Raw genomic sequence first — 23799 nt, 5'->3', positions numbered from 1 at the left:
GCGGAGGGCGGCCGTGTGTCAGCAGGGTCACCAGGCGGAATCGTGGACTAACGTTGACAAAATGGCGGATTCGCACCCGGAGCCGGGCCAAGAGGTCGAAATGGATTTCGCCCGTGAGTGGGTGGAGTTTTACGACCCGGACAACCCCGAGCACCTGATCGCGGCCGACCTCACCTGGCTGCTGTCGCGGTGGACGTGCGTGTTCGGCACCCCGGCCTGCCGCGGCACGGTCGAGGGACGCCCGGACGACGGGTGTTGCTCGCACGGCGCGTTCCTGTCCGACGACGACGACCGCGCGCGGCTCGACGATGCCGTCAAGAGACTGACCGACGACGATTGGCAATTCCGCGAAAAGGGCTTGGGCCGCAAGGGTTATCTCGAACTCGACGAGCATGACGGCCAGCCCCAGTACCGCACCCGCAAGCACAAGGACGCCTGCATCTTCCTCAACCGGCCGGGCTTCGCCGGCGGCGCCGGATGCGCGCTGCACACCAAGGCCCTCAAGCTGGGCGTGGCGCCGCTGACCATGAAACCCGACGTCTGCTGGCAGCTGCCCATCCGGCGCAGCCAGGAGTGGGTGACCCTCCCCGACGGCACCGAGATCCTCAAAACCTGGGTCACCGAATACGACCGCCGCGGCTGGGGTTCCGGTGGCGCGGACCTGCACTGGTACTGCACGGGCGACCCGGCCGCCCACGTCGGCGCCAAGCAGGTCTGGGAAAGCATGGCCGACGAACTCATCGAGCTGCTCGGCGCCAAGGCCTACGCCGAGTTGGCGGCAATGTGCAAGCGGCGCAGCAAGTTAGGTCTCATCGCGGTGCACCCGGCCACCAGGGTGGCCGAGTAATCAGGCCCCCTGAGTCTTCCGGTACGACAACACCATTCGCAGCGCGCTCGCGTTTAGGTAGCCCTCGACCGCCGCGGCGGCAGCCTCGGCGTCGCGCGCCAGCACCGCGTCGGTGATCGCCCGCAGGTCGCCGATTACCGGGCCGGGGTCGTCGTAGGCCGCGGTGAGCTCGTGCTCGCGGCCGCCGAACGCGTGCTCGACCCAGCGATACATCAACCCCAGCGCACGATTGCGGCTGCTGTGGATCAACACCCGGAAATAGGCGAGGTCCGCGGCCTGCAACGCCGCGGGCCCGTCGGCGCCGGCCACCGCCGCCAGCGCGGCGCGCAACGCCTCGGCGTCCTCGGGCGCGGCCCGTTGCGCGGCCAGGCGGCCGATCAACGGGCCCAGCGCCGCCCGGATCTCCAGCAACTCGGCCAGGAACTCGGGGCCGAGCTTGCGGACCAGCGCCTCCACCACCGCGGGATGGGTGAGCGCCTCGGGGTCGCGCACCACGTTGCCGCTGCCGTGCCGGGCCTCGATGAGGCCCATCTGCTGCAGGCGGGCCAGCCCGAGGCGCAGCGACGTGCGGTTCACGTTGAGCTGTTCGGCCAGCTCCCGCTCGGGCGGCAGCGTCGAGCCCGGCGGGAAGGCGCCGTCGAGGATGGCGTCGGCGATCGACGCGGCGATCTGTTCGTCGACCCGCTGTCGATCCGGCGGTTGCAGCGCACTTGACTGGTTCATTGGCTCAACCAATATAGTGGACCAACCGGGTATGGGGCATCAAGCGCGCACCCGCGTCGCGATCGGAGGTGAGCACATGGACGACGAGATGCGATCGGCCACTGCTCCGCGCTGGCGGGGCAAGGCCGGCCGCCTGGAGGTCTGGTACGCCACCCTGTCGGATCCGGTGACGCGGGCCGGGCTGTGGATTCACTGCGAGACGGTGGCCCCGCTGCACGCGGCGGACGCCCCCTACGCGCACGGCTGGGCGACCTGGTTCGCGGCCGACGGCCCGCCGCGAACCGAGCGATTCGGCCCCGCGCCCGCCGCGCCGGCGGCGGGGGACGCGTGGTTCGACGCGGCCGGGGTGCGTGCGGCGCCGGAAAAGCTCTCCGGGCGCGCCGGATCGCTCGCGTGGGACCTGTCGTGGAAGGACGCCGGCACACCGCTGTGGACGTTCCCGCGCGGGGCGTGGGAGCGCGAATTGTTGCCCGGCGCCCAGGTGGTCCTCGCGCCCACCGCCGAGTTCGCCGGCTCATTGAGCGTCGCGGACGCCGCGGTCCGGGTCGACGGCTGGCGCGGCGGCGTCGCCCACATCTACGGGCACGGCAACGCCCGGCGCTGGGGATGGATCCACGCCGACCTCGGCGACGGCGACGTCGTGGAGGCCGTAACGGCGGTGTCCCACAAGCCGGGGCTGCGCCGCCTCGCGCCGCTGGCGTTCGTCCGCTTCCGTATCGACGGAAAAGATTGGCCCGCAAGCCCTTTGCCGTCGCTGCGGATGCGCACGACGCTGGGCGTGCGGCACTGGCAGCTGGAGGGACGCATCGGCGGTCGGCGGGTGCTCATCCGGGTCGACCAACCACCGGAGCGGTGCGTGAGCCTGGGTTACACCGATCCCGACGGCGGGCGCGCGGTGTGCACCAACACCGAGCAGGCCGACATCCACATCGAAGTCGACGACCGGCACTGGTCGGTGCTGGGAACCGGGCACGCCGAGGTCGGGCTGCGCGGCGCCGACGCACCACAGATCAACGAAAGGATCCCGACGTGAGTTTTGCTCTCGACCCGCCCCTGCTCTTCGCCGCCGGCGTGCTCATCGAGCGGCGAGTGCCCTCGGACCGCCGCGATCTGGCGGAGGCCGCCACGCTCGGCGTCTTCTTCGGCGGCTCGTTCGGGCTCTACAACAACGTGCCCGGCCTCGGGGTGCTTTGGCGGCCCTTCCGCGCCCAGAACGGGCGCGACTTCATGTGGAACAGCGGTGTTTTCGGCGTCGATACCGCCCGGGCGGGCTGGCCGCTGCACGCCGCGGCCGGCGCCATCTTCGCCACCTATCCGTTCTTCATCAAGTTGGGGCGCCGGCTCGGGCGCATCATATGAGCCGTCTCGCCGCGTCGTTCGGGGCCGCGCTGCTTCCCGAGGAGCGCGGCGGTCCGGCGCCGGCCGAGCTCGCCGAGCGCGTCGACCGCTACCTGAGGCGGCTGCCCGCGACCTCGCGGTGGGCCGTGCGCGCCGGATTGCTCTCGGTCGCCGCGGCCAGCTATCTCACCAGCGGCCGCTCGCTGTCCCGCCTCGACGCCGGCCAGCGGGACCGGGTGCTGCGGCGCGTCGCGGCGCTCGGCCCCGACGCCGGCGCGGCGGTCGAGGCGATGAAGGCGGTCGTGTTGCTCGCCAACGGCGCCGAAACCTATGCGCCGGAACTGCTTTCGCGAGCCCAGCGACACGACGTCGCCCGTCCCGACGCGCCCTTGAACATCACCCCCGCGGCCGAGAGCCGCTCCGTCGTCGCCGCCGACGCCGTCGTCGTGGGGTCCGGCGCCGGCGGCGCGATGGTGGCGCGCACCCTGGCGCGGGCCGGCCTGGACACCGTCGTGCTCGAGGAGGGACGCCGCTGGACGGTCGAGGAGTTCCGCAGCACCCACCCGATCGACCGCTACGCCGGTCTGTACCGCGGCGCGGGGGCTACTGTCGCGCTGGGCCGCCCGTCGGTAGTGCTGCCCATCGGCCGAGCGGTCGGCGGCACCACGGTGGTGAACTCCGGGACGTGTTACCGGCCGCCGACCGGCGTGGTGCGGCGCTGGCGCGACGACTTCGGCCTTGCCCTGGCCGATCCGGACCGGCTGAACGAGCGTCTCGACGACGTCGAGCGCACGCTGCGGGTGGCGCCGGTGCCGCTGGAGATCATGGGCCGCAATGGGCGGCTGTTGCTGGACGCCGCCGCGACGCTGGGCTGGCGGGCGGCGCCCATCCCGCGCAACGCACCGGGCTGCGAGGGGTGCTGCCAGTGCGCGATCGGCTGTCCGCGCAACGCGAAGTTCGGCGTGCACCTCAACGCGCTGCCGCAGGCGTGCGCGGCGGGGGCGCGGATCATCTCCCAGGCCCGCGTCGAGCGGGTGCTGCACCGGCAAGGGCGCGCTCGTGGGGTGCGCGCCCGCCGGCCCGACGGCACCGCGCTCGACGTCCTCGCGGACACAGTGATCGTCGCCGCCGGGGCCACCGAGACGCCGGGGCTATTGCGGCGCAGCGGTTTTGGTGCGCATCCCCGCCTCGGGAGAAATCTCGCGCTGCATCCGGCGATGATGTTGGCCGGGCGTTTCGACGACGATGTCGTCGCATGGCACGGGGTGCTGCAAAGCGCGGCCGTCCACGAGTTCCACGAGTCCCACGGCGTGCTGATCGAAGCGACCTCCACGCCGCCGGGGATGGGCTCGATGGTCTATCCGGGCTACGGCGCCGAGCTGCTCGGCTGGCTGGACCGCGCGCCCCAGGTCGCGACGTTCGGCGCGATGGTGGCCGATCGCGGCGTCGGCTCGGTGTCCTCGGTGCGCGGCGAGACGCTGGTGCGCTACAACCTCGCCCGGACCGACGCGGCCAAGCTGACGGTCGCGATCGAGGCCATGGGCCGGCTGCTGTTCGAGGCGGGCGCCGTAGAGGTGCTGACGGGCCTGCCCGCCGCGCCGACGGTGACGTCGCTGCCCGCGCTGCGCGATGCGCTGGCCCGAAGCCACGCGCGAAGCCTGCATCTGGCCGCCTTTCACCCCACGGGTACCGCGGCCGCGGGCGCCGACGAGCAGCTGTGCCCGGTCGACGAAACGGGGCGCCTGCGCGGCGTGGACGGCGTGTGGGTCGCCGACGCGTCGATTCTGCCCAGCTGCCCGGAGGTGAACCCGCAGCTGTCGATCATGGCGCTGGCACTGGGGGTGGCCGACGAGGTGGTCAGCGCGCGTTGACCGCGTGTGCATCCTGGGCGCCCTGAATGCACAATCCCCGCCCGGGCTTCACACTCAAACGCCGTGAGCGCACACGACGCGGGCGACTAGCCTTCGAGCTTGTATCCCAACCCGCGCACCGTGACCAGGTGCACCGGATTGGCGGGGTCGGCCTCGATCTTCGAGCGCAGGCGCTTGACGTGCACGTCGAGCGTCTTGGTGTCGCCGACGTAATCCGCGCCCCACACCCGGTCGATCAGCTGGCCGCGGGTCAGCACCCGCCCGCTGTTGCGCATCAGGTATTCGAGCAGGTCGAATTCCTTGAGCGGCAACGTGATCGTGTCACCGTTGACGGAGACGACGTGGCGCTCGACGTCCATGCGGACGGGCCCGGACTCCAGCACGCCATCGCTGATTTCGGAGTCGTCGTCGCCGCCCCGGCGCAGCACCGCGCGGATCCGCGCGATCAACTCGCGCGCCGAATAGGGTTTCGTGACATAGTCATCCGCGCCCAGCTCGAGGCCGACAACCTTGTCGATCTCGCTGTCGCGCGCGGTCACCATGATCACCGGCACGCTGGAACGGGCGCGCAGCTGCTTGCACACGTCGGTGCCGGACATGCCCGGCAGCATCAGGTCGAGCAGCACGATGTCGGCCCCGCCGCGGTCGAACTCGGCGAGCGCCGCGGGTCCGTCGGTTACCACGGTGGCCTCGAAGCCCTCCTTGCGCAGGAGGAATGCCAGAGGATCGGCCAGCGACTCCTCGTCCTCCACGATCAGCACACTGGTCATGTGCGCCACTCCTTCTCATAAGCGCGGGTCATCGACTTAGTTCTTCCTCTCGTTGTGACCGATTGGGCCGCACCTCGCGACCCCGCGGTTGCTCGGGTTCCTCGTCGCCGTCCTTGTAGGCCGGAATCGACAGCGTGAACGTCGATCCGGTTCCCGGCTTGCTCCACACGCCGATGCTGCCGTTGTGGTTGGCCGCAACGTGTTTGACGATCGCGAGCCCCAGCCCGCTGCCGCCGGTGGCGCGCGAACGCGCCTTGTCCCCCCGGAAGAATCGCTCGAAGACCCGTTCCTGGTCTTCCAGCGCGATCCCGATGCCGCGGTCGGTCACGGCGATCTCGATGTTGTCGCCGCGGCGCCGACGGCTGATGGACACCGGCGAACCCGGGGGCGAATAGGCGATCGCGTTGGACACCAGATTGGCCAGCGCGGTCACCAGCAGCGTTTCGTCGCCCAGCACCCGCAGGCCGCTGGGCGCGTCGGTGCGCACCTCGATGTCGGCGTTTTCGGCGGCCACCTTGTGACGCGAAATCGCCTCGGACACAACGGTATCCACCTCGACATCGGTGACGTTGGGCAACGGGTCGGCCCCTTGCAGCCGGGACAGCTCGATCAGCTCGGCGACCATGTCCCCCAGCCGGTTGGCTTCCACCAGCACCTTTTCGGCGAACCGGCGAACGGTTTCGGAGTCATCCGCGGAGGCCAGCAGGGCCTCGGCGAGCAGCGCCATGGCGCCCACCGGGGTCTTGAGCTCGTGGCTGACGTTGGCCACGAAATCGCGCCTGGTGGCCTCCATCCGGGCGTAGTCGGACTGGTCGTGGACGAAAACCACCGCGAACCGGCGGTCCTCTTCGCTCAGCAACCGCGCCTGCCCGTGCACCGACAACCCGGAACGGCCCGCGGCGCGTTTGGCCGGCCGCAGGTCGAACTCCACGTCGACGCCGGTGAGCGCCTGCTGCGCGGCCTGCCAGGCCTGGTCGTCGAGCTGCCGGTCGCGCACCAGGCCCAATTCCCTGGCCCGGTCGTTGAGATAGACGACGTCGCGATGCGAATCCACCACCGCGGCTCCCAGCGGCATCAGCGCGACGATGCGTTGCAGCATCTGCGCGACGGTGATGCCCGTCCATTCGGTGGTGGATTGCTGACGGCGTTCGACCGCCCGCGGCGCCAGCCGGACCCCGGCCGCAACACCCACGGCCAGTGCCAGCACTGACAAGACCCCGGCCAGCAACAGCGCCGAGAACACAGTCACAACAAAATCCTACAAATTTGGTGAACGCCGCCCTAGCGGAGCGCGGCCAAAATCGGACAAGTCACACCCTACGCAACAGGTGTTCCGCTCCCGTTTACGCGATGTTTGGCAAACAGGCCTTTAAAAGCTGCTGGTGGGCCGGGTCGCGCTCAGCCGCGCCCCTGGCTGGCAACGGCGGCGGCACCGGCCGCGGCGGCCTCCGGGTCCAGATAAGTTCCGCCCGGCAGCACCGGGCGCATGTCGGCGTCCAGGTCGTAGCGCAGCGGAATCCCGGTCGGGATGTTCAGCCCGACGATCTCCTCGTCGGACATTCCGTCCAGGTATTTGACAAGGGCGCGCAGCGAGTTGCCGTGCGCGACGATCAGGACCGTCTTGCCGGTCCGCAGGTCCGGGACGATGACGTCGGTGAAGTACGGCAGGAAACGGGCCACCACGTCGGCGAGGCATTCGGTCAGCGGGCCGCCGCCGATGTTGGCGTAGCGGGGGTCGGTGTCCTGGCTGAATTTGCTGCCCCGCTCGATCGGCGGCGGCGGCGTGTCGTAGCTGCGCCGCCAGGTCATGAACTGCTCCTCGCCGTAGCGCTCCTTGGTCTCGGCCTTGTTCAGGCCCTGCAGGGCGCCGTAGTGGCGTTCGTTGAGGCGCCAGCTGCGCCGTACCGGGATCCACAGCCGGTCGGCGGTGTCCAGGGCCAGGTGCGCGGTGGTGATCGCGCGACGCAGCAGCGAGGTGTAGAGCACGTCGGGCAGCAGCGCGTGTTCGGTCATCAGCTCGCCGCTGCGCACCGCCTCGGCCCGGCCCTTCTCGGTTAGCCCGACGTCGACCCAGCCCGTGAACAGGTTGAGGGCATTCCAGTCGCTCTCGCCGTGGCGGAGCAGCACCAGCGTGGCAGTGTCTCCCATGCCGGAAAGTCTCTCACGCGGCCTTGTCAGTCGTCGGAGTCGTCGTCGTCAATCAAGTGCGCGAACGCCTGCAGGTTCTTCAGCGACTCCCCGCGCGACACCCGCCACTCCCACTCTTTCTGAATCGACGAGCGAAAACCCAACTCCAGCAACGTATTGAAGTCCGAGTCCACCGCCTCGAGCACCTGGCCCAGCACCCGGTCGATCTCGTCGGCGTCGACCGACGCCAGCGACATGCGGCCCACCAGGTAGATGTCGCCGACGTTGTCCAGCGCGTACGCGACTCCGTAAAGCCGGCGATTGCGCCTGAGCAGGAACCGGTACACGCCCTCGTGGTTCTCGTCGGGCTTGCGGCACACGAACGCCTCCACGCGCACCGAATGCTCGCCGACGCTCAGGATGGTGTTGGTCTTGAGCTTGCGCTCCCCGGGCAGCTCCACCACCAGGCCCGGCAGCCCGCCGTGCGCCCCGGGGAATTCCGAGTAGGTCAGCCCGCTCGACCGCAGCGTGTGCTCGATCACGGCCTGCACCGTGGTATTCACGCGTCCACCCCGCGGCGCGTGGTCCAGCGGCGAGGCTTGCGCATCGCCGCGCGGTCCCGGGACCGGCGCTGCCGCAGGGCGGTGAAGTCGCCGATCGCGCGCCGATAGCTGGCCAGCAGCGCGTCGGTGGTGTTCTCCCAGGAGAAGGTGCCCGCGTGCGCGGCGGCCGCGCGGCCCATCTCCTCCGCCCGCGCGGCGGGCAGGCGCAGCAGGCGATCGAGGGAATCCGCCCAGTCACCGACGTCGTGCCCGGACACCAGAGCGCCGGAGACCCCGTCGCGCACCGCCACCGGCAGCCCGCCGACGGCGGCGGCCACCACCGGGGTGCCGCACGCCTGCGCCTCGACGGCGACGAGCCCGAACGACTCCGAATAACTAGGCACCGCAACAAGATTCGCGGCCTGGAACAGCGTGGCAAGGTCGGTGCGGGACTGCGGCGGCAAAAACGTCACCCGGTCGGTGATGCCGAGTTCGCCGGCCAGCCGGACCAGGCCGTCCGGGGAGGCCAGACCGCTGCCCGACGGGCCGCCGGCCACCACGATGCGCACCCCGGGCAGTTTCGCGGCGGCGCGCAGCACGATGTCGGGCGCCTTCAGCGGCTGGATCCGCCCGACGAACGCCACCACGTCCTCGTCGAGCGGCAGGCCGAGCGCGGCCCGCGCGGCGCGGCGCTCCCCCGGGCGGAACACGTCCAGATCCACCCCGGGGTGGACCACGTCGATGCGCGCCGGATCGGCGTGGTGGATCGAAATCAACTGCCGCGCTTCGTCTTCGGTGTTGACGATCAGCCGGTCCGCCTCGTCGACGACCTGCTGCTCGCCCACCGTGCGCAGCGGCGGCTCGGGCGCATCCCCGTCGGCCAGGGCCGCGTTTTTCACCGCCGCGAGCGTGTGCGCGGTGTGCACCAGCGGCACCGCCCAGCGGTCCCGGGCCAGCCAGCCCACCTGCCCGGACAGCCAGTAGTGGGAGTGCACGATGTCGTAATAACCGGGCTCGTGCGACGCCTCGGCGCGCAGCACCGCGGCCGCGAACGCGCACAGCTGGGTCGGCAGGTCGTACTTGTCCAGGCCCTCGAACGGGCCCGCCACCACGTTGCGGACCAGCACGCCGGGCGCCACGTGGGCGACCGGCGGGTCGGCCGACGCGGTGGCCCGGGTGAAGATCTCCACCTCGATGCCGCGGCGGGCCAGGTGCAGCGCGGTTTGCAGCACGTAGACGTTCATGCCGCCGGCGTCGCCGGTGCCCGGCTGGGCCAGCGGTGAGGTGTGCACCGCCAACACCGCGACACGGCGCGGGCCGTTCAGCCGGAGGACGTCGTCGTGCCGCACTCTTTCATCTTTACAGGACGGGCCCCCGCACGACCCCAAGGGCGCTGTTCGCGCTAAGCGGACGACTCGTCCGCGACCTCCCGCAGCCGGGAGTCCAGCGCCCCGGCGCGCCGCATCGCGCCGAGCGGATCGGCATACAACCCGCCCAGCGACACCGTCCCGGCCCCGGCCTCCTGCACCCGATTGCCGAAGGCGGTGACGCGGATATCGCGCGGCGCCAGGACCGAGCTGGCCGCGAACGCGGCCTCCACGTGCTCCATCGCCTCGGGGTATTCGGTGAAGGCCTGCCCGCCGACCACCAGCTCGTCGGGGTTGAGCATGTCGCGCAGCAGGGCGACCGCCTCGCCGAGCACCCGGGCCCGCTCCGCCAGCAGCTCCCTGGCCTGCTGGTTGCCGGCCCGGGCCACCCGCAGCAGGTCGGTCATCGCGGACGCGGACCCGTTGATGCGGGTCGCCGGGGCGACGCCGGGAAGGATCTTCAGCCGGCGCGCGGCGGCCAGGACGGCCTCGTCGCTCACGGTGGACTCCAGCTGGCCGGCGCCGCCGAGCAGCTCGGAGTGGGCGGGCAGGGCCGCGATGGTGCCGGGGCCGCTGGTCGGGCAGTGCACCCGCCCGCCAATCACCAGCGCATAGCCCACGGTCTCGCGGGCGTAGACGTACAGGCTGGTGGGCGAGCTCGGCGCGAATCGCCGCAGGCCCAGCAGCAGCTCGGCGCCGGCCATGGCATCGACGTGCGAGGCCACCGAGACGGGCAGTCCGAGCGCGTCGGCCAGCACGGGGCCCACCGGCGCCTGCCGCCAGCCCAGCCTCGGGTGGTCGACGTGGCCCGTGGCGCTGTCGACGGTGCCACCGATCGCCACCCCGACCCACAGCGCGCGGCGGCGGTGCCAGCGTCGCAGGTAGCGGCTGGCGCTCTCGGCCAGCGACGCCAGCGCGGACCCGGCCGCGCTGAGCGGGGTCGGGGTCTCGACGGTGTCCAGGGTGCGACCGAACAGGTCGGTCGCCACGATGCTGGTGGTGCGCGCGCCGATGTGGATGCCCAGCGTCACGAACGGTTCGTGGTTGATCTCCACCGGCACCCGTGGGCGTCCGATGGCGCCGGAGACGGCCAGGTCGGCGCGCTCGCGCAGCAGGCCGGCGTCGAGCAGCGCGATGACCTGCCGGTTGACCGTGGCGATGCTCAGCGATGTGACGCCGGCGATGACGTCACGGCCGACCGGCCCGCGCAGCCGGACGGCCCGGAAGACCGATGCCGCGGCCGAATCGGAGATGTGCAGAGCCGGGGGCAGGATCTGGCGGTGCAACCGCAGCGGGCCCTTGCGGCTGGGGGAATGGGTGTGGGTGAGAGTTGTCGAGCGCACGAGCGTCCTTTGTCCGAGTTCGAATGGCCGGCTTCGGCCACGCCTGAAAAGTCAGGAGCGGCAAAGTGCGCGGCAACAACACGCACTCGCCGCGCAAAGACACGCGGCGGTGTTGTCGAACAGGGCGCTGAGGTGCACTCCGAGAATTTAGCACGTTTATTAGAGTTATTCCGATGAACGGCACTGGGGGGCAACAACGGGTCGCGGTGGTCACCGGTGCGAGCTCCGGCATCGGCGAGGCGACCGCCAAAGTCCTTGCCGCCCTTGGCTTTCACGTGGTCGCCGTGGCCCGTCGCGCGGAGCGGATCAACGCGCTGGCCGACGAGATCGGCGGGACGGGCATTGTGGCCGACGTCACAGACGATGCCGCGGTGCAAGCGCTGGCGGAGCGGCTCGGCCGGGTCGACGTGTTGATCAACAACGCCGGTGGCGCCCGTGGCCTCGAACCCGTCGCCGACGCCAACCTCGAGCACTGGCGATGGATGTGGGAGACCAACGTGCTGGGCACGCTGCGGGTAACCCGAGCGCTGCTGCCCAAGCTGGTCGACTCCGGTGACGGCCTGATCGTCACCGTCACCTCGGTCGCGGCGCTGGAGACCTACGACGGCGGCGCCGGCTACACGGCGGCCAAACACGCCCAGGGCGCGCTGCACCGGACGCTGCGCGGTGAGCTACTCGGAAAACCGGTGCGGCTCACCGAGATTGCCCCGGGCGCGGTCGAAACCGAGTTCTCGCTGGTCCGTTTCGACGGCGACGAGCAGCGCGCGGACGCGGTGTACACCGGGTTAACGCCGCTGACGGCCGCCGACGTCGCCGAGGTGATCGGGTTCGTCGCCTCGCGCCCGTCCCACGTCGACCTGGACCTGATCGTCATGAAGCCGCGCGACCAGGCCAGCGCGACGCGGTTTAACCGCCGGGGCTAGGCGAGGTGGTGGTGGTCGTGGGCGTCCCCGACAGCGTCGGGGCGTTCGACGGGGTCACCGGCGCGGTCACCGGAATCTGAGTGGCCGGCGGGTGCGCCGTCGGGGGCGGCAGCGCCGACATCGCCACCCAGGTGTCCCAGTCCACCGCCCAGTCCCAGATGTCGCCGTCGGAGTAGGACAGCTGGATCGAGCTGCCGGTCACCTCGACCGGGTCGCCGTACATCGCGGTCGGGTAGTACTCCGCGGCGTCGGCGGTGGACAGGTTGATGCAGCCGTTGGTGACGTTGCTGTTGCCCTGCGCGCCGGCGCTCGAGGGGTTGGCGTGGATGAACTCGCCGTTGTTGGAGATCCGCACCGCCCAGCGCTCGTGGGCGTTGGTGTAGCCGGCCGCCGGGTTGGACATGTAGAAGTCGGCGTACTTCTCGGTGACCACGTGAATGCCGTTGCGGGTGACGTTGCGCGCCTTGTCGGCCTCGCCGTAGCTGCACGGGAAGTCCATGATGACGCCGGCGTCGGTGACGACCTGGATGCGGTGCGAGGTGACCTCGGCCTTGACGACCTGCTTGCGGCCGATCTGGAAGTGCAGCGAGATGTCGTCGGCGCCGAACGCACCGTCGCCGAACGGCCGTCCGTAGAGCCTGGCGTCGACGTTGACGGTAGTGCCCGCCGGGTAGTACTCGCGGGGACGCCAGTGCGCGCGTGCCCCCTGCGCCTCGTCGGGCAGCCACGCCCAGCTGCCCTCGACCGGCGGCGTGGTGGTCACGGTGAGCGCCTTCTCGACGGACGCCTTGTCGCTGATCGGCGCGTCGAACTGGATGATGATCGGCGCGGCGACACCGACGGTCTGGCCGTCGGCCAGCTGGAAGGCCCCGCCGATCTTCTTGCTCGGCGCCACGGTGGCGAACTTGCCGCTCAGCGGGACCGCCTTGCCGTTGTGGCCGACGGCCGAACCGCTCCAGGTGTAGGTGGCGTCGTAGCCCAGCGGCTCGGTGGTCGTGTAGACCGTGCGGTCGGCGTTGAAGGACCCCGCGACCACCTTGCCCGACGAGTTCGTCAGCGCCACCTTCTGGAACCAGCCGTCGGTCACCTGGACGCTGATCGGCGAGATCGGGACCACGTCGGCGGCGGCGTCCGCGGGCTGGAACTTCAGCTGCGGCGCCGGCGGCTCCTTCTTGCTCTCGGCTTGCTTGGCCACGGTGCCCGCGCAGGCGGCCAACACGCTGGGGGCGAACACGCCGAGCCCGAGGGCCGCCAGGGCCAAACGCCGGTTAACCGGCGGCGGGGAACTGGAGGTGCTCACGACACCTAAAGATACCGGGAGAATAGACCCCAACGGCGCCACGACAATTCGGCGGCAACGTGCAATTAGCCGCTACAGCCTGCAGCCGAGCAGGACAGGCTCGGGTTTCAGTGTGATGCCAAACACAGCATGGACTCCGTCACGCACGGTTCGGGCCAGCGCGATGACGTCTTCCGCGGTCGCCCGGCCGCGGTTGGTCAGGGCGAGCGCGTGCTTGGTCGACAGCCGGCACGGCGCCTCGGGTTCGCCGGGCCCCGGCTGGGGATAGCCCTTGCCGAAGCCGGCGCGCTCCACCAGCCAGCCGGCCGCCAGCTTGACCCCGTCCGGCGCCGGGTAGTGCGGAACCGGCCCCTCGACGTCGCCGGCCAGCCGCTCGTAGGCCTCCGGTGCCACCACCGGGTTGGTGAAGAACGAACCCACGCTCCAGGTGTCGTGGTCGTTCGCGTCGAGCACCATGGCTTTGCGCGCCCGCAGCGTCAGCACCGCCTCGCGCACGGCTGCGGGGTCGGCGCGCTCGCCGCTGCCCGCGTTCAACGCCGCCGTCAGCTCGCCGTAGCGCAACGGCGCGCTGCGGCCCGACGGATCCAGCGCGAACTCGACTTCCATTACCACCCAAGGGATTTCGCGGCCCGAGTGGGAGGCCTGCTTGAAGACGCTGGTGCGGTACCCGAAGCCGAGCTCGTCGCCCGCCACCCAGCGCACGTCGCCGCTTTCGCGATCGAGTACCCGGACCCGCGTGATGGTGTCGGACACCTCCGCGCCGTAGGCGCCGACGTTCTGCACGGGCGTGGCGCCGGCCGACCCGGGGATGCCCGACAGGCACTCCAGCCCGCCCAAACCGTGCTCGATCGACGTGACCACCACGTCGTCCCACGCGGCGCCCGCCTCGGCGCGGACCACGTTGCCGTCCACGGTGATGCCGTCGTTCGCCAGGCGCACCGCGGTCAGGTCGGTCAACGTATCGGCGATGACCAGGTTCGACCCGCCAGCAAACACCAGCACCGGGGTCGCCCGGGCTTCCGAGCCCAACTGCCGCAACACCGCGACCGCCTGCTCGGTGCTGGCGCAGGTGATCAGGCGTCGCGCGACCGGCCCAACCCGCAAGGTGGTCAGCGGTGCCAGCGGCACCGTCTCGTCGACACGCGCGCCGGCGAAGAGCGAACCGGCACCGCTCGTTTTCATGGCCCGTAACGGTAGCCTGGCCAGCTATGCCGCATTCATTCGAGTTGTCGGCCGAGTACGAGGAAAGCGTCGAAGAGGTACATCGGGCTTTCCAGGAGGAGGGCTACTGGCGGGCCAGGCTGGCCGACATTCCCGTCGACGAAGCGGAGCTGGAGTCGATGCGGGTCGGCGGCGAGTCCGGACGGGACGGCACCGTCGAGGTGGTCACGCTGCAGGTGGTGCGCAGCCACAACCTGCACGCCGTCGTCAAGCAGCTACACCGGGGCGACATCCGCATCAGGCGCCGGGAAACCTGGGGTCCCCTCGTCGACGGCACCGCCATGGGCTCGATCGCGGTCAGCATCCTCGATACCCCGGTGAACGTGTCGGGCCCGGGGGAACTGGCGCCGCTCGCCGACTCCGGCGGCGCCCGGCTGACGTGCCAAGTCACCGTCCAGGTGCGGATCCCGATCATCGGCGGCAAGGTGGAGCGGCTCATCGGCGCTCAGCTGGACGAGTTGGTCAGCCGGGAACAACGGTTGACCGCGGAGTGGATCGCCAAGAGCGCCTAGGCTTGCGCCCATGCGAATCGCCCTGGCGCAGATCCTCAGTGGCAGGGATCCGGCGGCGAACCTCGAGCTGGTCCGCGAGCACACCCGCCGGGCCGCCGACGCGGGCGCCCGGCTGGTGGCTTTCCCCGAGGCGACCATGTGCCGCTTCGGTGTCCCCCTGGCCCCGATCGCCGAGCCCGTCGACGGGCCCTGGGCGAACGGCGTGCGCGCGATCGCGACCGAGTCCGGGATCACCGTGATCGCGGGCATGTTCACGCCGGCCGGCGACGGACGGGTGAAGAACACGCTGATCGTGGCCGGGCCGGGCGCCCCCAACCGGCCGGACGCCCACTACGACAAGATCCACCTGTACGACGCGTTCGGCTTCACGGAGTCGCGCACCGTCGCACCGGGCCACGACCCGGTGGTGGTCGAGGTCGACGACGTCCGGGTGGGGTTGAGCGTTTGCTACGACGTCCGCTTCCCCGCGCTCTACACCGAGCTCGCCCGCCGCGGCGCCCAGCTGATCGTCGTCTGCGCGTCCTGGGGCTCGGGGCCCGGCAAGCTCGACCAGTGGACGCTGCTGGCCCGGGCCCGCGCGCTGGACTCGATGAGCTACGTCGCCGCGGTCGGTCAGGCCGATCCCGGCGAGGGCCTGACCAATTCCGGGTCCGGCGCGGGCGCGCCGCTGGGGGTGGGTGGCAGTCTCGTCGTCTCGCCGCTGGGCGAGGTGGTCGCCTCGGCCGGGGACGGCCCCCAGCTCGTGGTCGCCGACATCGACGTCGACCGGGTCGCGGCGGCCCGGGACAGCATCGCGGTGCTGCGCAACCGCTCCGACTTTGCTCAGGTGGATAGGGCAGAATCGGTTGGGTGACGAACCCACAGGGCCCACCAGGACCACCGAACGAGGGCCCGTCGACATGGGCCCGTCCCGGCAACCAAGGCCCCTTCGGCCAGCCGCCGACTGAGCGGCCGACCGAACGCATCAGCACGGGAGGTCCGGCGCAGCAGGCGCCGCCGCCGGCCGCTGCGGGTCAGCAGACCGAGCAGTTGGCGGTCCCGCACCAGAACCCGCCGCGGCCTCCCTACCCGCCGCCGCCCGTCCCGCCCGCGGGCCCGACGGAGAAGCTCGCCACGCCCGACGAAGAGCCGGCACCGGTGAAGAGAAAACGACGCCTCCTTCGCGACCCGCTGTCCATCGCGCTGATCTGCATCATCGTTTTCGCGCTCCTCATCGCCGCGCTGATCGGGGGCGAGCTGTACGTCCGTCACGAGGCGAACTCCAAAGTCGCCCAGGCGGTGGCGTGCGAGGTCAAGGACCAGGCCACCGCCTCCTTCGGCGTGACGCCGCTGATGCTGTGGCAACACGCCACGAAGCACTACACCAACATCTCGGTGCAGACGGCCGGCAACAACATCCGCGACGCCAAGGGCATGAAGCTCGACCTCAACATCCGCGACGTCCGCCTCCAGTCGAGCGCCAACTCGAAAGGCACCATCGGCTCGCTGGACGCCAGCATCACCTGGACCAATGACGGCATCAAGCAGTCGGTGCAGAACGCGATCCCGGTCCTGGGTCCGTTCGTCACCAACAGCGTGACGACTCACCCGGCCGACGGCACCATCGAGCTGAAGGGCATGTTGGACAACATCACGGCCAAGCCGGTGGTGTCCGGCACCGGGCTGCAACTGCAGATCGTCAGCTTCAACGCGCTGGGCTTCACCATGCCGAAGGAATCGGTGCAGTCGACGCTGGACGACTTCACCGCGCAATTCACCAAGAACTACCCGCTGGGCATCCACGCCGACAGCGTGCAGGTGACCGATACCGGTGTGACAGCCCACTTTTCGACGCAGAACGCCAGCATCCCGAACGACAACACCACCGACCCCTGCTTCGCCAACCTCTAGGAAGCGCGGAGCCCGTCGAGCACCGCCCGGGTGCCCGACAGGCCGAGCCGGGTCGCACCGGCGTCCAGCATCGCTAGCGCGTCGGCGGCCGTACGAATGCCGCCGCTGGCCTTGACGCCCAGCCGCCCGCCGACGGTCTCGGCCATCACGGCGACGGCGCGCACCGACGCCCCGCCCGCCGGGTGAAAGCCGGTCGAGGTCTTGACGAAGTCAGCGCCGGCGTCCTCGGCCGCGCGGCACACGTCGGCCAGCGTGCCCTCGTCCGCCCCGGACAGCAGCACCGCCGACTCGACGATGACTTTGAGCACGGCTCGGGGCACCGCGGCCCGCACCGCCTCGATGTCGGATCGCACGGCGGCGACGTCACCGTCCAGCGCGGCGCCGACGTCGATGACCATGTCGATCTCGCCGGCGCCGGCCGCGACTGCCAGCGCGGCCTCGTGCGCCTTGATCGCCGGGACATGCTTGCCCGACGGAAAGCCCGCCACCGCTGCCACCCGGACGCCTGAGCCGGCGGCCCGCGCCGCGGCCGGGACCATCGACGGCGAGACGCACACCGCGTAGACACCGAGGTCGATCGCCTCCGCGACGAGCGCGGCCACGTCGGCGCGGGTGGCCTCGGGTTTGAGCAGGGTGTGGTCGATCAGGGCCGCAAGCCGGGCCCGCGTGGGTCGGCTCGTCACCTAGAAGCCTTCCTCCGGACCGCCGGGATTGCAGCCGGTGGCGAACATTTCGGCGTCGTCGACCACCGGGCGCCAAGGCTCCAGGTTCCAGCTGGTCTTGCCCGGCTGCACGAACTCGGCGAGCTGCCAATGGCAGCCGAACTGCGCGCGCATGCCGGGGGTGTCGGCGTCCGGCGACATCGCGAGCACCTCCGCCCAGGCCTCGTCGGCCTGCGCCGCGGTGCCCGGCTGTCTGGCGGCCACCCGCCCGGACGGTGTCGGAAAAACCCGCAGGCTCAACAGGCCCTGCCAGCGGGACCACTGGGTGTGGTCGACGAATGGGGGTGCGGGGGTGGCGTCGGCCCTAGCGACGGACGCGGGGGCCGGTGGGCACAACAGGGCGACCAGGACCAGTGCCGGCGCGGCCAGCTGGGCTCTCATCCCGCTAGCGCGACTTGCCCTGAATCTCAAGCAGTTTCGGCCGCACGTCGACCAGATACACCCCAGCGGCGCAGGCGGAGATCGCCATGCCCAGCACGCCGAACACGAAACTCAAGACGGACGAAAGTGCCACGGCCACGCCGAGGATCACCAACCACACCGGCTTGGTCAGCTTGTCGGCGGCGGTATAGGCGTCGGTTCGCTGCAGCGCGGCGTGCACGAAGGCGTACAGCGCCGTCAGCGCGACGGCGATCTGCAGGACGAACATGACGATGCTCACGGCGTGGGTCACGCATCAAGGGTATGCGGGCACCGTCCAAAACGTCGACTCCGAGTTGTCCGGGGACAACTCGGAGTCGCGCGTGGAACTACTTCTGGGTGACCTTCTTGGCCGAGGCCTTCTTGGCCGGAGCCTTCTTGGCCGGAGCCTTCTTGGCGGGCGCCTTCTTGGCCGGAGCCTTCTTGGTCGACTCAGCCTTCTTGGGCAGGTCGATGCCGACCAGCTTGGCGGCGCGCTCACCGACCGCCCGGGTCTGCGACGCGACGGTGCCGAGCGCCTCCTGGGTCAGCTCGACGGCCTGGTCGACGTAACCCTCGGCGCGCGCCGAGGCGTCCTCGAAGGGCCGCTGGCTGCGCAGGCGCTCCAGGGCGGCCTCGCCGCGGTCGACCAGCTCGTTGTAGCGGCTGGTCGCGGCCTCCAGGTAGCCCTCGGCGGCCTTGCGCAGCTCGTCGGAGGTGAAGCGCTCCCGCAGCTCGGTGAACTGCTCGGGCAGGTCCTCCTGCAGCTTGGACAGGCGCGCGCGGCGCTCCTCGACCCGGCTGCGGGTCTCGGTGCGGGTCTCTTCGGCCCGCTCACGCAGGTTGGTGATCAGGTCGTTGACGGTGGCCAGGGCCAGGTCGGCCGCGCCGAGCGCCGCCAGCAACGGAGCCTTCAAGTCCTCGACGTTCGTGTTTTCAGCCATGGTGTTTCCTTTCATAATTTGTTTCTTATGGGGGTTACTGCGTGTCTGATCTGGGAGAAAGGGCAGGCGGGGACTGGGTCAAGACCCGCGGATTGACGTGGCCCGCAACTTGCCGGGGGGAACCTCCTGATTGATCGGGTCGGCTGATCGAGTTCGCAGCGTGGCCAGGCATCCGGACTTGGTTGGGCCTGGCGTCAAACCCCTTCCCTGTGGGTAACCAAGCGGCTTGGCATCTATGCGTCACCAAGTCATCGGTGTCAGTGGCGCGACTGCGAATGCCTCACTCGTCGCTGTCGGATTCGCTCGGACACTCCTCGAAATTGGATTCGTTCTGCTCGGCGAATGACGCGTAGATGTCGAGCAGGATCTGTTTTTGACGCTCGGTGATCGCCGTGTCGGTGATGATGGCGTCGCGCACCTGGTTCTTGTCGCTGGGCTCGAGAATTCCGGCCCGCACGTAGAGCACCTCGGCGGAGATCCGCAACGCCTTCGCGATCTGGCTCAGGACGTCCGCGGACGGCTTGCGCAACCCGCGCTCCACCTGGCTCAGGTACGGATTGCTGACGCCGGACCGCTCGGCCAGCTGCCGCACCGAGACTTGCGCGTTCTCACGCAGGTCGCGGATGAAGCTGCCGAGGTCGGAGGCCATGTCGGAGGCCGCCGTCGACACCTTGGCGGAGAGCTTCTCCTCCTGCGGCATCGATACTCCTCGGGTCGGTTGGCGTTGCTTACGGCCCCAGACTACGACCCAGTGCTTGCTTTTGCAAGCACTTGTTAGCACCCCTAGAAAAGCAGCTGCGCGACGGCGTAGATGATCAGCCCCGCCAGCGAACCGACCACGGTGCCGTTGATCCGGATGAATTGCAGGTCACGACCCACGTGCAGCTCGATGCGCCGGCTGGCCTCCTCCGCGTCCCAGCGCTCGATCGTGTCGGTGATGATCGCGGTGATTTCCACCCCGTACTCCGAGACCAGGTGCTGGGCCGCCCGCACGATCCAGTTGTCGACCTTGTCGCGCAGCTCGGCGTCGTCGCGCAGCGACTCGCCGATCTGGACCACGGTGTCGGCGATGCGGGTCCGCAGGGTGCTGGAGGGGTCGTCGACCCCCTCGAGCACCAGCCTCTTCAACGTCTTCCACGCCGTCGCCGCGGCGTTGGCGATCTCGTCACGCGCCATCAGCTGTTCCTTGACCGCGTCGGCGCGCGCGATGGTCTCCGGGTCGTTCTGCAGGTCGTCGGCGAACTCGAATAGGAAGCGCGTCGCCGAGCGGCGCAACTCGTGGTCGGGGTTGCGGCGCACCTTGTCGGTGAAGTCCATCAACTCGCGGTGGATCCGGTCGCCGACGAGGTGGTCGATGAACCGGGGCGACCAGCTCGGCGAGTCCCGCTCGACCACGCGCTGGATCACCTCCCCGGCGTTCAGCGACCACTGAAACGCCCGGTCGGCCAGCAGTTGGATCAGCGCCTCCTGGCGGTTCTCGGCCAGCAGCGTGGCCAGCACCCGGCCCACCGGCGGGCCCCACTGCGGTTCGGCGATGCGCCGCACGATCATCCGGTCGATCACCTGCTGGACGTCCTCGTCGCGCAACAGCTCCACCAGCACGCGCAGCACCGTCGCCGTCTCGCCGGCCACCCGCTCGGCGTGCGCGGCCTCCGAGAGCCACTTGCCGAGCCGGCTGGGCACCTGGGCGTCGCGCAGCTTGGTCTCGACGACGGGCGGCGACAGGAAGTTCTCCCGCACGAAGGTGCCAAGGCCCTCACCGAGTTGGTCCTTCTTGCGCTTGATGATCGCGGTGTGCGGAATCGGTATCCCCAGCGGGTGCTTGAACAGCGCCGTGACCGCGAACCAGTCGGCCAGCGCGCCCACCATGCCCGCCTCGGCGGCCGCACCGACGTAGCCGACCCAGGTCGCCGTGATCGCGTGGGCCTGCGCCCACCGGCAGGCCAGGAACAGGCCCGTGGCGCCGACCAGGAAGCCCAGCGCCACCATCTTCATCCGGCGTAGCGCCACCCGCCGCTGGGCATCGGCCTCGGGATCCGCCCCGGCGAACGATTCCGCCAGGGAGGTGCGAAGCTGCCCGGCCGGTGCGTCGCCGCCAGGTGAGGCTCGGTGTGCCACCACACCATCATGTATCCCCGCGGCCAGTTAGTGTTACCGCCCTGCTCGGACGGCCCGCGCACGCGCGGCCCATCCGCCGGAACGGCGTGCGCAAGCCGTAGTATCGGGGGCGTCTGATGAGTGGGAAGCGGCGAGAGTGGCAGAGCGGATCCCGGCTGTGACCGTGAAGACGGATGGTCGCAAACGGCGCTGGCACCAACACAAGGTGGAGCGCCGCAACGAGCTGGTCGACGGCACGATCGTGGCGATCCGACGGCACGGCCGGTTCCTGAGCATGGACGAGATCGCGGCGGAGATCGGCGTCTCCAAGACCGTGCTGTACCGCTACTTCGTCGACAAGAACGACCTGACCACCGCGGTGCTGATGCGCTTCGCGCAGTCGACGCTGATTCCCAACATGGCGGGCGCGCTGACCTCCAACCTGGACGGCTTCGACCTGACCCGCGAGATCATTCGGGTGTATGTCGAGACCGTCGCCGACGAGCCGGAGCCCTACCGGTTCGTGATGGCCAACAGCTCGCCCACCAAGAGCAAGGTGATCGCCGACTCGGAGCGAATCATCGCCCGCATGCTGGCCATGATGTTGCGGCGCCGCATGCAGGAGGCCGGGATGGACACCGGCGGGGTGGAGACGTGGTCCTACATCATGGTTGGCGGCGTGCAGCTGGCCACCCACTCCTGGATCTCCGACCCGCGGATGAGCGCCGACGAGCTGATCGACTACCTGACCATGCTGAGCTGGAGCGCGATCTGCGGGATCGTCGAGGCGGGCGGCTCGCTGGAGAAGTTCCGCGGACAGCCGCACCCCTCGCCGATCCTGCCGCCGCGGGAGCCATGAGCCGGGGGGCGCCATGCCTGACGTGAGCGCGGGTTCGCGCCTGCGGTCGTGGGCGTACGCGCTGCGCACCACCAACCCGCCCCCGGACGGGCCGGTCGACGCCGTGACCCGGTGGCTCGTGGTCACCCGGGCCGCGGTGCTGCCGATGACCCTGGTCGCCGGCCTGGTGGCGGCCCTGCTGGCGGTGGGCAAGCCCGGGCTGGACTGGCGCTGGCTGGTCCTGGCCGTGCTGGGCATCACGCTGGCGCACACCGCCAACAACCTGATGAACGACCTCTACGACACCCAGGTCGGCACCGACAGCGCCACCTACCCGCGCGCGCTGTACGCCCCGCACCCGGTGCTCTCGGGGCTGATCAGCCGCCGCACGCTCGTCCTGGCGATCCTGCTGGTCAATGTCGCGGATCTGGCCATCCTGGTGACGCTGGCGTGGGCGAGGGGGTGGCCGGTGGTGGCGTTCGCGCTCGGCGGGTTCGCCCTCAGCGTCGCCTACACGGCGCCACCGCTGCGGCTGAAGAAGCGCGGCCTCGGCGAACCGGACGTCTTCGTCGTGTGGGGTCCGCTGATGGTGTGCGGCACCTACTACTCCGCGGTGGGCTCGGTCGGTTGGGACGTCGTCGTGGCATCGCTGCCCTACGGCTTGCTGTGCACGACGGTGCTGATGGGCAAGCACATCGACAAGATCCCCTATGACGAGCCGCTCGGCATCCGCACCCTGCCCGTGCTGCTCGGCGAGGCGCGCGCCCGGGCCGTGACGCTGGGCATGATGGTCGGCTTCTATGCGCTGGTGGCCGTCGCCGTCGCGGTGGGGGCGATGCCGTGGCCCGCGCTGATCGTCGCATTGGCGCTGCCGCGGCTGGCGAAGGTGTGGCCGTATTTCCGCCGCCCGAGGCCCGACGAGCCGCCACCGAAGTTTCCGGTGTGGCCGCTGTGGTACGCGGCGCTGGCCTGGGTGCACGTGCGCCAGGCGGGTGCGCTGCTGGTCATCGGGCTTGCGGCGGGCGCCGTGTGGCACACGGCATTGTGATCCGGGTGTGACGCAAAGCCGACTTCGGGAATGCGACTTGTACGGCCTTAGCGGCTAGCATGCAGGGGATGCATCGGGGGTAAACCCGGGGCGCAGGGTTGCCAGGCCGTCCGGAACCCGAGATACAGAAAGGCTCTACTGCTGATGTCTGTGCAGCTCACGCCACATTTCGGGAATGTGCAAGCGCACTACGATCTGTCCGACGACTTCTTCCGGTTGTTCCTCGACCCGACCCAGACCTACAGCTGCGCCTACTTCGAGCGGGACGACATGACGCTCGAGGAGGCGCAGATCGCCAAGATCGACCTGTCGCTGGGCAAGCTCGGGCTCGAGCCGGGAATGACGCTGCTCGATATCGGTTGCGGCTGGGGCGCCACGTTGCGCCGCGCCATCGAGAAGTACGACGTCAACGTCGTGGGCCTGACGCTGTCGGAGAACCAGGCCGAACACGTCCAGCAGACGTTCGACCAGCTGGACACGAACCGCTCGGCGCGGGTGCTGCTGGAGGGCTGGGAGAAGTTCGACGAGCCAGTCGACCGCATCGTTTCGATCGGCGCCTTCGAGCACTTCGGCCGCCAGCGGTGGGGGCACTTCTTCAAGATGGCCTACCGGGTGCTGCCGGCCGACGGGGTCATGATGCTGCACACCATCACGCGTCCGACCTTCAAGGAGGCCAGGGCGCAGGGCAACCCGTTGACCCACGAGGTCGTCCACTTCACCCAGTTCATCCTGGCCGAGATCTTCCCCGGCGGATGGCTGCCGACTATCCCGTCGGTCGAGGAGCACGCGGCCGACGCCGGTTTCAAGCTGAGCCGGATCCAGTCGTTGCAGCTGCACTACGCGAGGACGCTGGAACTCTGGGCCGCGGCGCTCGAGTCCAACAAGGACGAGGCCATCGCGACCCAGTCGGAGCAGGTCTACGACCGGTACATGAAGTACCTGACCGGCTGCGCCAAGCTGTTCCGCCAGGGCTACAC

At 70.1% G+C, this 23799-nt stretch carries 26 protein-coding genes; 11 read left to right on the top strand and 15 right to left on the bottom strand.

All coding sequences use genetic code 11. From position 1 onward, the window contains the following. Positions 1-61: 61 nt before the first annotated feature. Positions 62-847 carry a DUF3109 family protein gene (locus tag AC5Y7V_RS04960; protein ID WP_499878956.1) on the top strand — a complete coding sequence of 262 codons (786 nt, stop codon included), beginning with the start codon at positions 62-64 and terminating at the stop codon, positions 845-847. On the opposite strand, the gene AC5Y7V_RS04955 is transcribed toward AC5Y7V_RS04960, so the two are convergent. Then, positions 848-1570 carry a FadR/GntR family transcriptional regulator gene (locus AC5Y7V_RS04955; RefSeq protein WP_499878955.1) on the bottom strand — a complete coding sequence of 241 codons (723 nt, stop codon included), beginning with the start codon at positions 1568-1570 and terminating at the stop codon, positions 848-850. It abuts the gene before it with no gap. Between the two features lie 76 nt (positions 1571-1646). On the opposite strand from AC5Y7V_RS04955, the gene AC5Y7V_RS04950 reads away from it, so the two are divergent. The 3 genes from AC5Y7V_RS04950 to AC5Y7V_RS04940 are packed head-to-tail and all read left to right on the top strand — an operon-like array spanning position 1647 to position 4779. Further along, entirely contained in the window at positions 1647-2603 is a 957-nt protein-coding gene (locus AC5Y7V_RS04950) for a tocopherol cyclase family protein (RefSeq protein WP_499879610.1), read from the top strand. After that, positions 2600-2929 (top strand): hypothetical protein, encoded by a 330-nt coding sequence (locus AC5Y7V_RS04945; protein WP_499878954.1) that lies wholly within the window; start codon positions 2600-2602, stop codon positions 2927-2929. Before AC5Y7V_RS04950 ends, AC5Y7V_RS04945 begins: the two co-directional genes overlap by 4 nt. Beyond that, on the top strand, positions 2926-4779 hold the full coding sequence (locus AC5Y7V_RS04940; protein WP_499878953.1) for a GMC family oxidoreductase: 1854 nt from the start codon (positions 2926-2928) through the stop codon (positions 4777-4779). Before AC5Y7V_RS04945 ends, AC5Y7V_RS04940 begins: the two co-directional genes overlap by 4 nt. Before the next feature lie 86 nt (positions 4780-4865). On the opposite strand, the gene regX is transcribed toward AC5Y7V_RS04940, so the two are convergent. From regX to AC5Y7V_RS04910, 6 genes are all read right to left on the bottom strand, one after another. Further along, positions 4866-5549: a two-component sensory transduction protein RegX gene (gene regX, locus AC5Y7V_RS04935; RefSeq protein WP_046187060.1), complete on the bottom strand. Its 684-nt coding sequence runs from the start codon at positions 5547-5549 to the stop codon at positions 4866-4868. A gap of 28 nt (positions 5550-5577) precedes the next feature. Continuing rightward, positions 5578-6798 (bottom strand): sensor histidine kinase, encoded by a 1221-nt coding sequence (locus AC5Y7V_RS04930; protein WP_499878952.1) that lies wholly within the window; start codon positions 6796-6798, stop codon positions 5578-5580. 149 nt (positions 6799-6947) lie between these two features. Then, positions 6948-7697, bottom strand: coding sequence for a phosphoglyceromutase (locus AC5Y7V_RS04925; protein WP_499878951.1), 750 nt, complete (start codon positions 7695-7697; stop codon positions 6948-6950). Between the two features lie 26 nt (positions 7698-7723). After that, the gene (locus tag AC5Y7V_RS04920) at positions 7724-8239 is read right to left on the bottom strand and encodes a type III secretion system chaperone family protein (protein WP_499878950.1); all 516 of its coding nucleotides are present in this window, start codon (positions 8237-8239) and stop codon (positions 7724-7726) included. Next, positions 8236-9567, bottom strand: coding sequence for a D-inositol-3-phosphate glycosyltransferase (gene mshA / locus AC5Y7V_RS04915; RefSeq protein WP_499878949.1), 1332 nt, complete (start codon positions 9565-9567; stop codon positions 8236-8238). Before mshA ends, AC5Y7V_RS04920 begins: the two co-directional genes overlap by 4 nt. 53 nt (positions 9568-9620) lie before the next feature. Next, positions 9621-10928, bottom strand: a complete 1308-nt coding sequence (locus AC5Y7V_RS04910) for an ROK family protein (RefSeq protein WP_499878948.1) — start codon at positions 10926-10928, stop codon at positions 9621-9623. Between the two features lie 173 nt (positions 10929-11101). On the opposite strand from AC5Y7V_RS04910, the gene AC5Y7V_RS04905 reads away from it, so the two are divergent. Further along, positions 11102-11851 (top strand): SDR family oxidoreductase, encoded by a 750-nt coding sequence (locus tag AC5Y7V_RS04905; RefSeq protein ID WP_499878947.1) that lies wholly within the window; start codon positions 11102-11104, stop codon positions 11849-11851. On the opposite strand, the gene AC5Y7V_RS04900 is transcribed toward AC5Y7V_RS04905, so the two are convergent. Together AC5Y7V_RS04900 and AC5Y7V_RS04895 are read right to left on the bottom strand one after the other, a co-directional pair. After that, positions 11835-13193 carry a L,D-transpeptidase gene (locus AC5Y7V_RS04900; protein ID WP_499878946.1) on the bottom strand — a complete coding sequence of 453 codons (1359 nt, stop codon included), beginning with the start codon at positions 13191-13193 and terminating at the stop codon, positions 11835-11837. The genes AC5Y7V_RS04905 and AC5Y7V_RS04900 overlap by 17 nt on opposite strands. A gap of 30 nt (positions 13194-13223) precedes the next feature. Next, the gene (locus tag AC5Y7V_RS04895) at positions 13224-14333 is read right to left on the bottom strand and encodes a UDP-N-acetylmuramate dehydrogenase (RefSeq protein ID WP_499878945.1); all 1110 of its coding nucleotides are present in this window, start codon (positions 14331-14333) and stop codon (positions 13224-13226) included. 26 nt (positions 14334-14359) lie between these two features. Between AC5Y7V_RS04895 and AC5Y7V_RS04890 the strand changes: the two genes are divergently transcribed. Genes AC5Y7V_RS04890 through AC5Y7V_RS04880 form a run of 3 tightly spaced genes read left to right on the top strand, consistent with a single transcriptional unit; the run spans position 14360 to position 16774 of the window. Beyond that, positions 14360-14884, top strand: coding sequence for a DUF2505 domain-containing protein (locus tag AC5Y7V_RS04890; protein ID WP_499878944.1), 525 nt, complete (start codon positions 14360-14362; stop codon positions 14882-14884). A gap of 10 nt (positions 14885-14894) precedes the next feature. After that, positions 14895-15737 carry a carbon-nitrogen hydrolase family protein gene (locus tag AC5Y7V_RS04885; protein WP_499878943.1) on the top strand — a complete coding sequence of 281 codons (843 nt, stop codon included), beginning with the start codon at positions 14895-14897 and terminating at the stop codon, positions 15735-15737. Then, entirely contained in the window at positions 15734-16774 is a 1041-nt protein-coding gene (locus tag AC5Y7V_RS04880) for an LmeA family phospholipid-binding protein (protein WP_499878942.1), read from the top strand. Before AC5Y7V_RS04885 ends, AC5Y7V_RS04880 begins: the two co-directional genes overlap by 4 nt. Here AC5Y7V_RS04880 and deoC read toward each other — a convergent pair. The 6 genes from deoC to AC5Y7V_RS04850 form a co-directional block, all read right to left on the bottom strand. After that, complete coding sequence (gene deoC / locus AC5Y7V_RS04875; protein ID WP_499878941.1) at positions 16771-17457, bottom strand: deoxyribose-phosphate aldolase; 687 nt, start codon at positions 17455-17457, stop codon at positions 16771-16773. The genes AC5Y7V_RS04880 and deoC overlap by 4 nt on opposite strands. Continuing rightward, positions 17458-17877, bottom strand: a complete 420-nt coding sequence (locus AC5Y7V_RS04870) for a DUF2599 domain-containing protein (RefSeq protein WP_499878940.1) — start codon at positions 17875-17877, stop codon at positions 17458-17460. A gap of 4 nt (positions 17878-17881) precedes the next feature. Next, positions 17882-18145 carry a DUF2516 family protein gene (locus AC5Y7V_RS04865; protein WP_499879609.1) on the bottom strand — a complete coding sequence of 88 codons (264 nt, stop codon included), beginning with the start codon at positions 18143-18145 and terminating at the stop codon, positions 17882-17884. A gap of 100 nt (positions 18146-18245) precedes the next feature. Beyond that, the gene (gene hbhA, locus AC5Y7V_RS04860) at positions 18246-18839 is read right to left on the bottom strand and encodes a heparin-binding hemagglutinin HbhA (RefSeq protein ID WP_499878939.1); all 594 of its coding nucleotides are present in this window, start codon (positions 18837-18839) and stop codon (positions 18246-18248) included. Between the two features lie 280 nt (positions 18840-19119). Beyond that, a complete protein-coding gene (locus AC5Y7V_RS04855; protein WP_499878938.1) occupies positions 19120-19539 on the bottom strand; it encodes a helix-turn-helix domain-containing protein in 420 nt (139 codons plus the stop codon). 83 nt (positions 19540-19622) lie between these two features. Beyond that, on the bottom strand, positions 19623-20960 hold the full coding sequence (locus AC5Y7V_RS04850) for a DUF445 domain-containing protein (RefSeq protein WP_499878937.1): 1338 nt from the start codon (positions 20958-20960) through the stop codon (positions 19623-19625). 133 nt (positions 20961-21093) lie between these two features. Between AC5Y7V_RS04850 and AC5Y7V_RS04845 the strand changes: the two genes are divergently transcribed. The 3 genes from AC5Y7V_RS04845 to AC5Y7V_RS04835 all read left to right on the top strand — a co-directional run. Next, a complete protein-coding gene (locus AC5Y7V_RS04845; RefSeq protein ID WP_499878936.1) occupies positions 21094-21795 on the top strand; it encodes a TetR/AcrR family transcriptional regulator in 702 nt (233 codons plus the stop codon). Positions 21796-21808: 13 nt separating this feature from the next. Further along, positions 21809-22822: a prenyltransferase gene (locus AC5Y7V_RS04840; protein WP_499878935.1), complete on the top strand. Its 1014-nt coding sequence runs from the start codon at positions 21809-21811 to the stop codon at positions 22820-22822. Between the two features lie 144 nt (positions 22823-22966). Continuing rightward, positions 22967-23799: cyclopropane mycolic acid synthase family methyltransferase (locus tag AC5Y7V_RS04835; protein WP_499878934.1), on the top strand; the 833-nt coding region annotated here is incomplete at its 3' end.

It is taken from the genome of Mycobacterium sp. NGS34, from assembly GCF_059812845.1.
This window is presented reverse-complemented; position numbering and strand designations above follow the sequence as displayed.

What these genes read in the sequence shown, in the direction of transcription:
- AC5Y7V_RS04885 (WP_499878943.1), top strand. Translation starts at nt 14,895, where the DNA reads ATGCGAATCGCCCTGGCGCAGATCCTCAGTGGCAGGGATCCGGCGGCG.
- AC5Y7V_RS04955 (WP_499878955.1), bottom strand. Translation starts at nt 1,570, where the DNA reads ATGAACCAGTCAAGTGCGCTGCAACCGCCGGATCGACAGCGGGTCGAC.
- hbhA (WP_499878939.1), bottom strand. Translation starts at nt 18,839, where the DNA reads ATGGCTGAAAACACGAACGTCGAGGACTTGAAGGCTCCGTTGCTGGCG.
- regX (WP_046187060.1), bottom strand. Translation starts at nt 5,549, where the DNA reads ATGACCAGTGTGCTGATCGTGGAGGACGAGGAGTCGCTGGCCGATCCT.
- AC5Y7V_RS04925 (WP_499878951.1), bottom strand. Translation starts at nt 7,697, where the DNA reads ATGGGAGACACTGCCACGCTGGTGCTGCTCCGCCACGGCGAGAGCGAC.
- AC5Y7V_RS04950 (WP_499879610.1), top strand. Translation starts at nt 1,647, where the DNA reads ATGGACGACGAGATGCGATCGGCCACTGCTCCGCGCTGGCGGGGCAAG.
- AC5Y7V_RS04890 (WP_499878944.1), top strand. Translation starts at nt 14,360, where the DNA reads ATGCCGCATTCATTCGAGTTGTCGGCCGAGTACGAGGAAAGCGTCGAA.
- AC5Y7V_RS04905 (WP_499878947.1), top strand. Translation starts at nt 11,102, where the DNA reads ATGAACGGCACTGGGGGGCAACAACGGGTCGCGGTGGTCACCGGTGCG.
- AC5Y7V_RS04865 (WP_499879609.1), bottom strand. Translation starts at nt 18,145, where the DNA reads ATGTTCGTCCTGCAGATCGCCGTCGCGCTGACGGCGCTGTACGCCTTC.
- AC5Y7V_RS04960 (WP_499878956.1), top strand. Translation starts at nt 62, where the DNA reads ATGGCGGATTCGCACCCGGAGCCGGGCCAAGAGGTCGAAATGGATTTC.
- AC5Y7V_RS04840 (WP_499878935.1), top strand. Translation starts at nt 21,809, where the DNA reads ATGCCTGACGTGAGCGCGGGTTCGCGCCTGCGGTCGTGGGCGTACGCG.
- AC5Y7V_RS04895 (WP_499878945.1), bottom strand. Translation starts at nt 14,333, where the DNA reads ATGAAAACGAGCGGTGCCGGTTCGCTCTTCGCCGGCGCGCGTGTCGAC.
- AC5Y7V_RS04855 (WP_499878938.1), bottom strand. Translation starts at nt 19,539, where the DNA reads ATGCCGCAGGAGGAGAAGCTCTCCGCCAAGGTGTCGACGGCGGCCTCC.
- AC5Y7V_RS04940 (WP_499878953.1), top strand. Translation starts at nt 2,926, where the DNA reads ATGAGCCGTCTCGCCGCGTCGTTCGGGGCCGCGCTGCTTCCCGAGGAG.
- AC5Y7V_RS04870 (WP_499878940.1), bottom strand. Translation starts at nt 17,877, where the DNA reads ATGAGAGCCCAGCTGGCCGCGCCGGCACTGGTCCTGGTCGCCCTGTTG.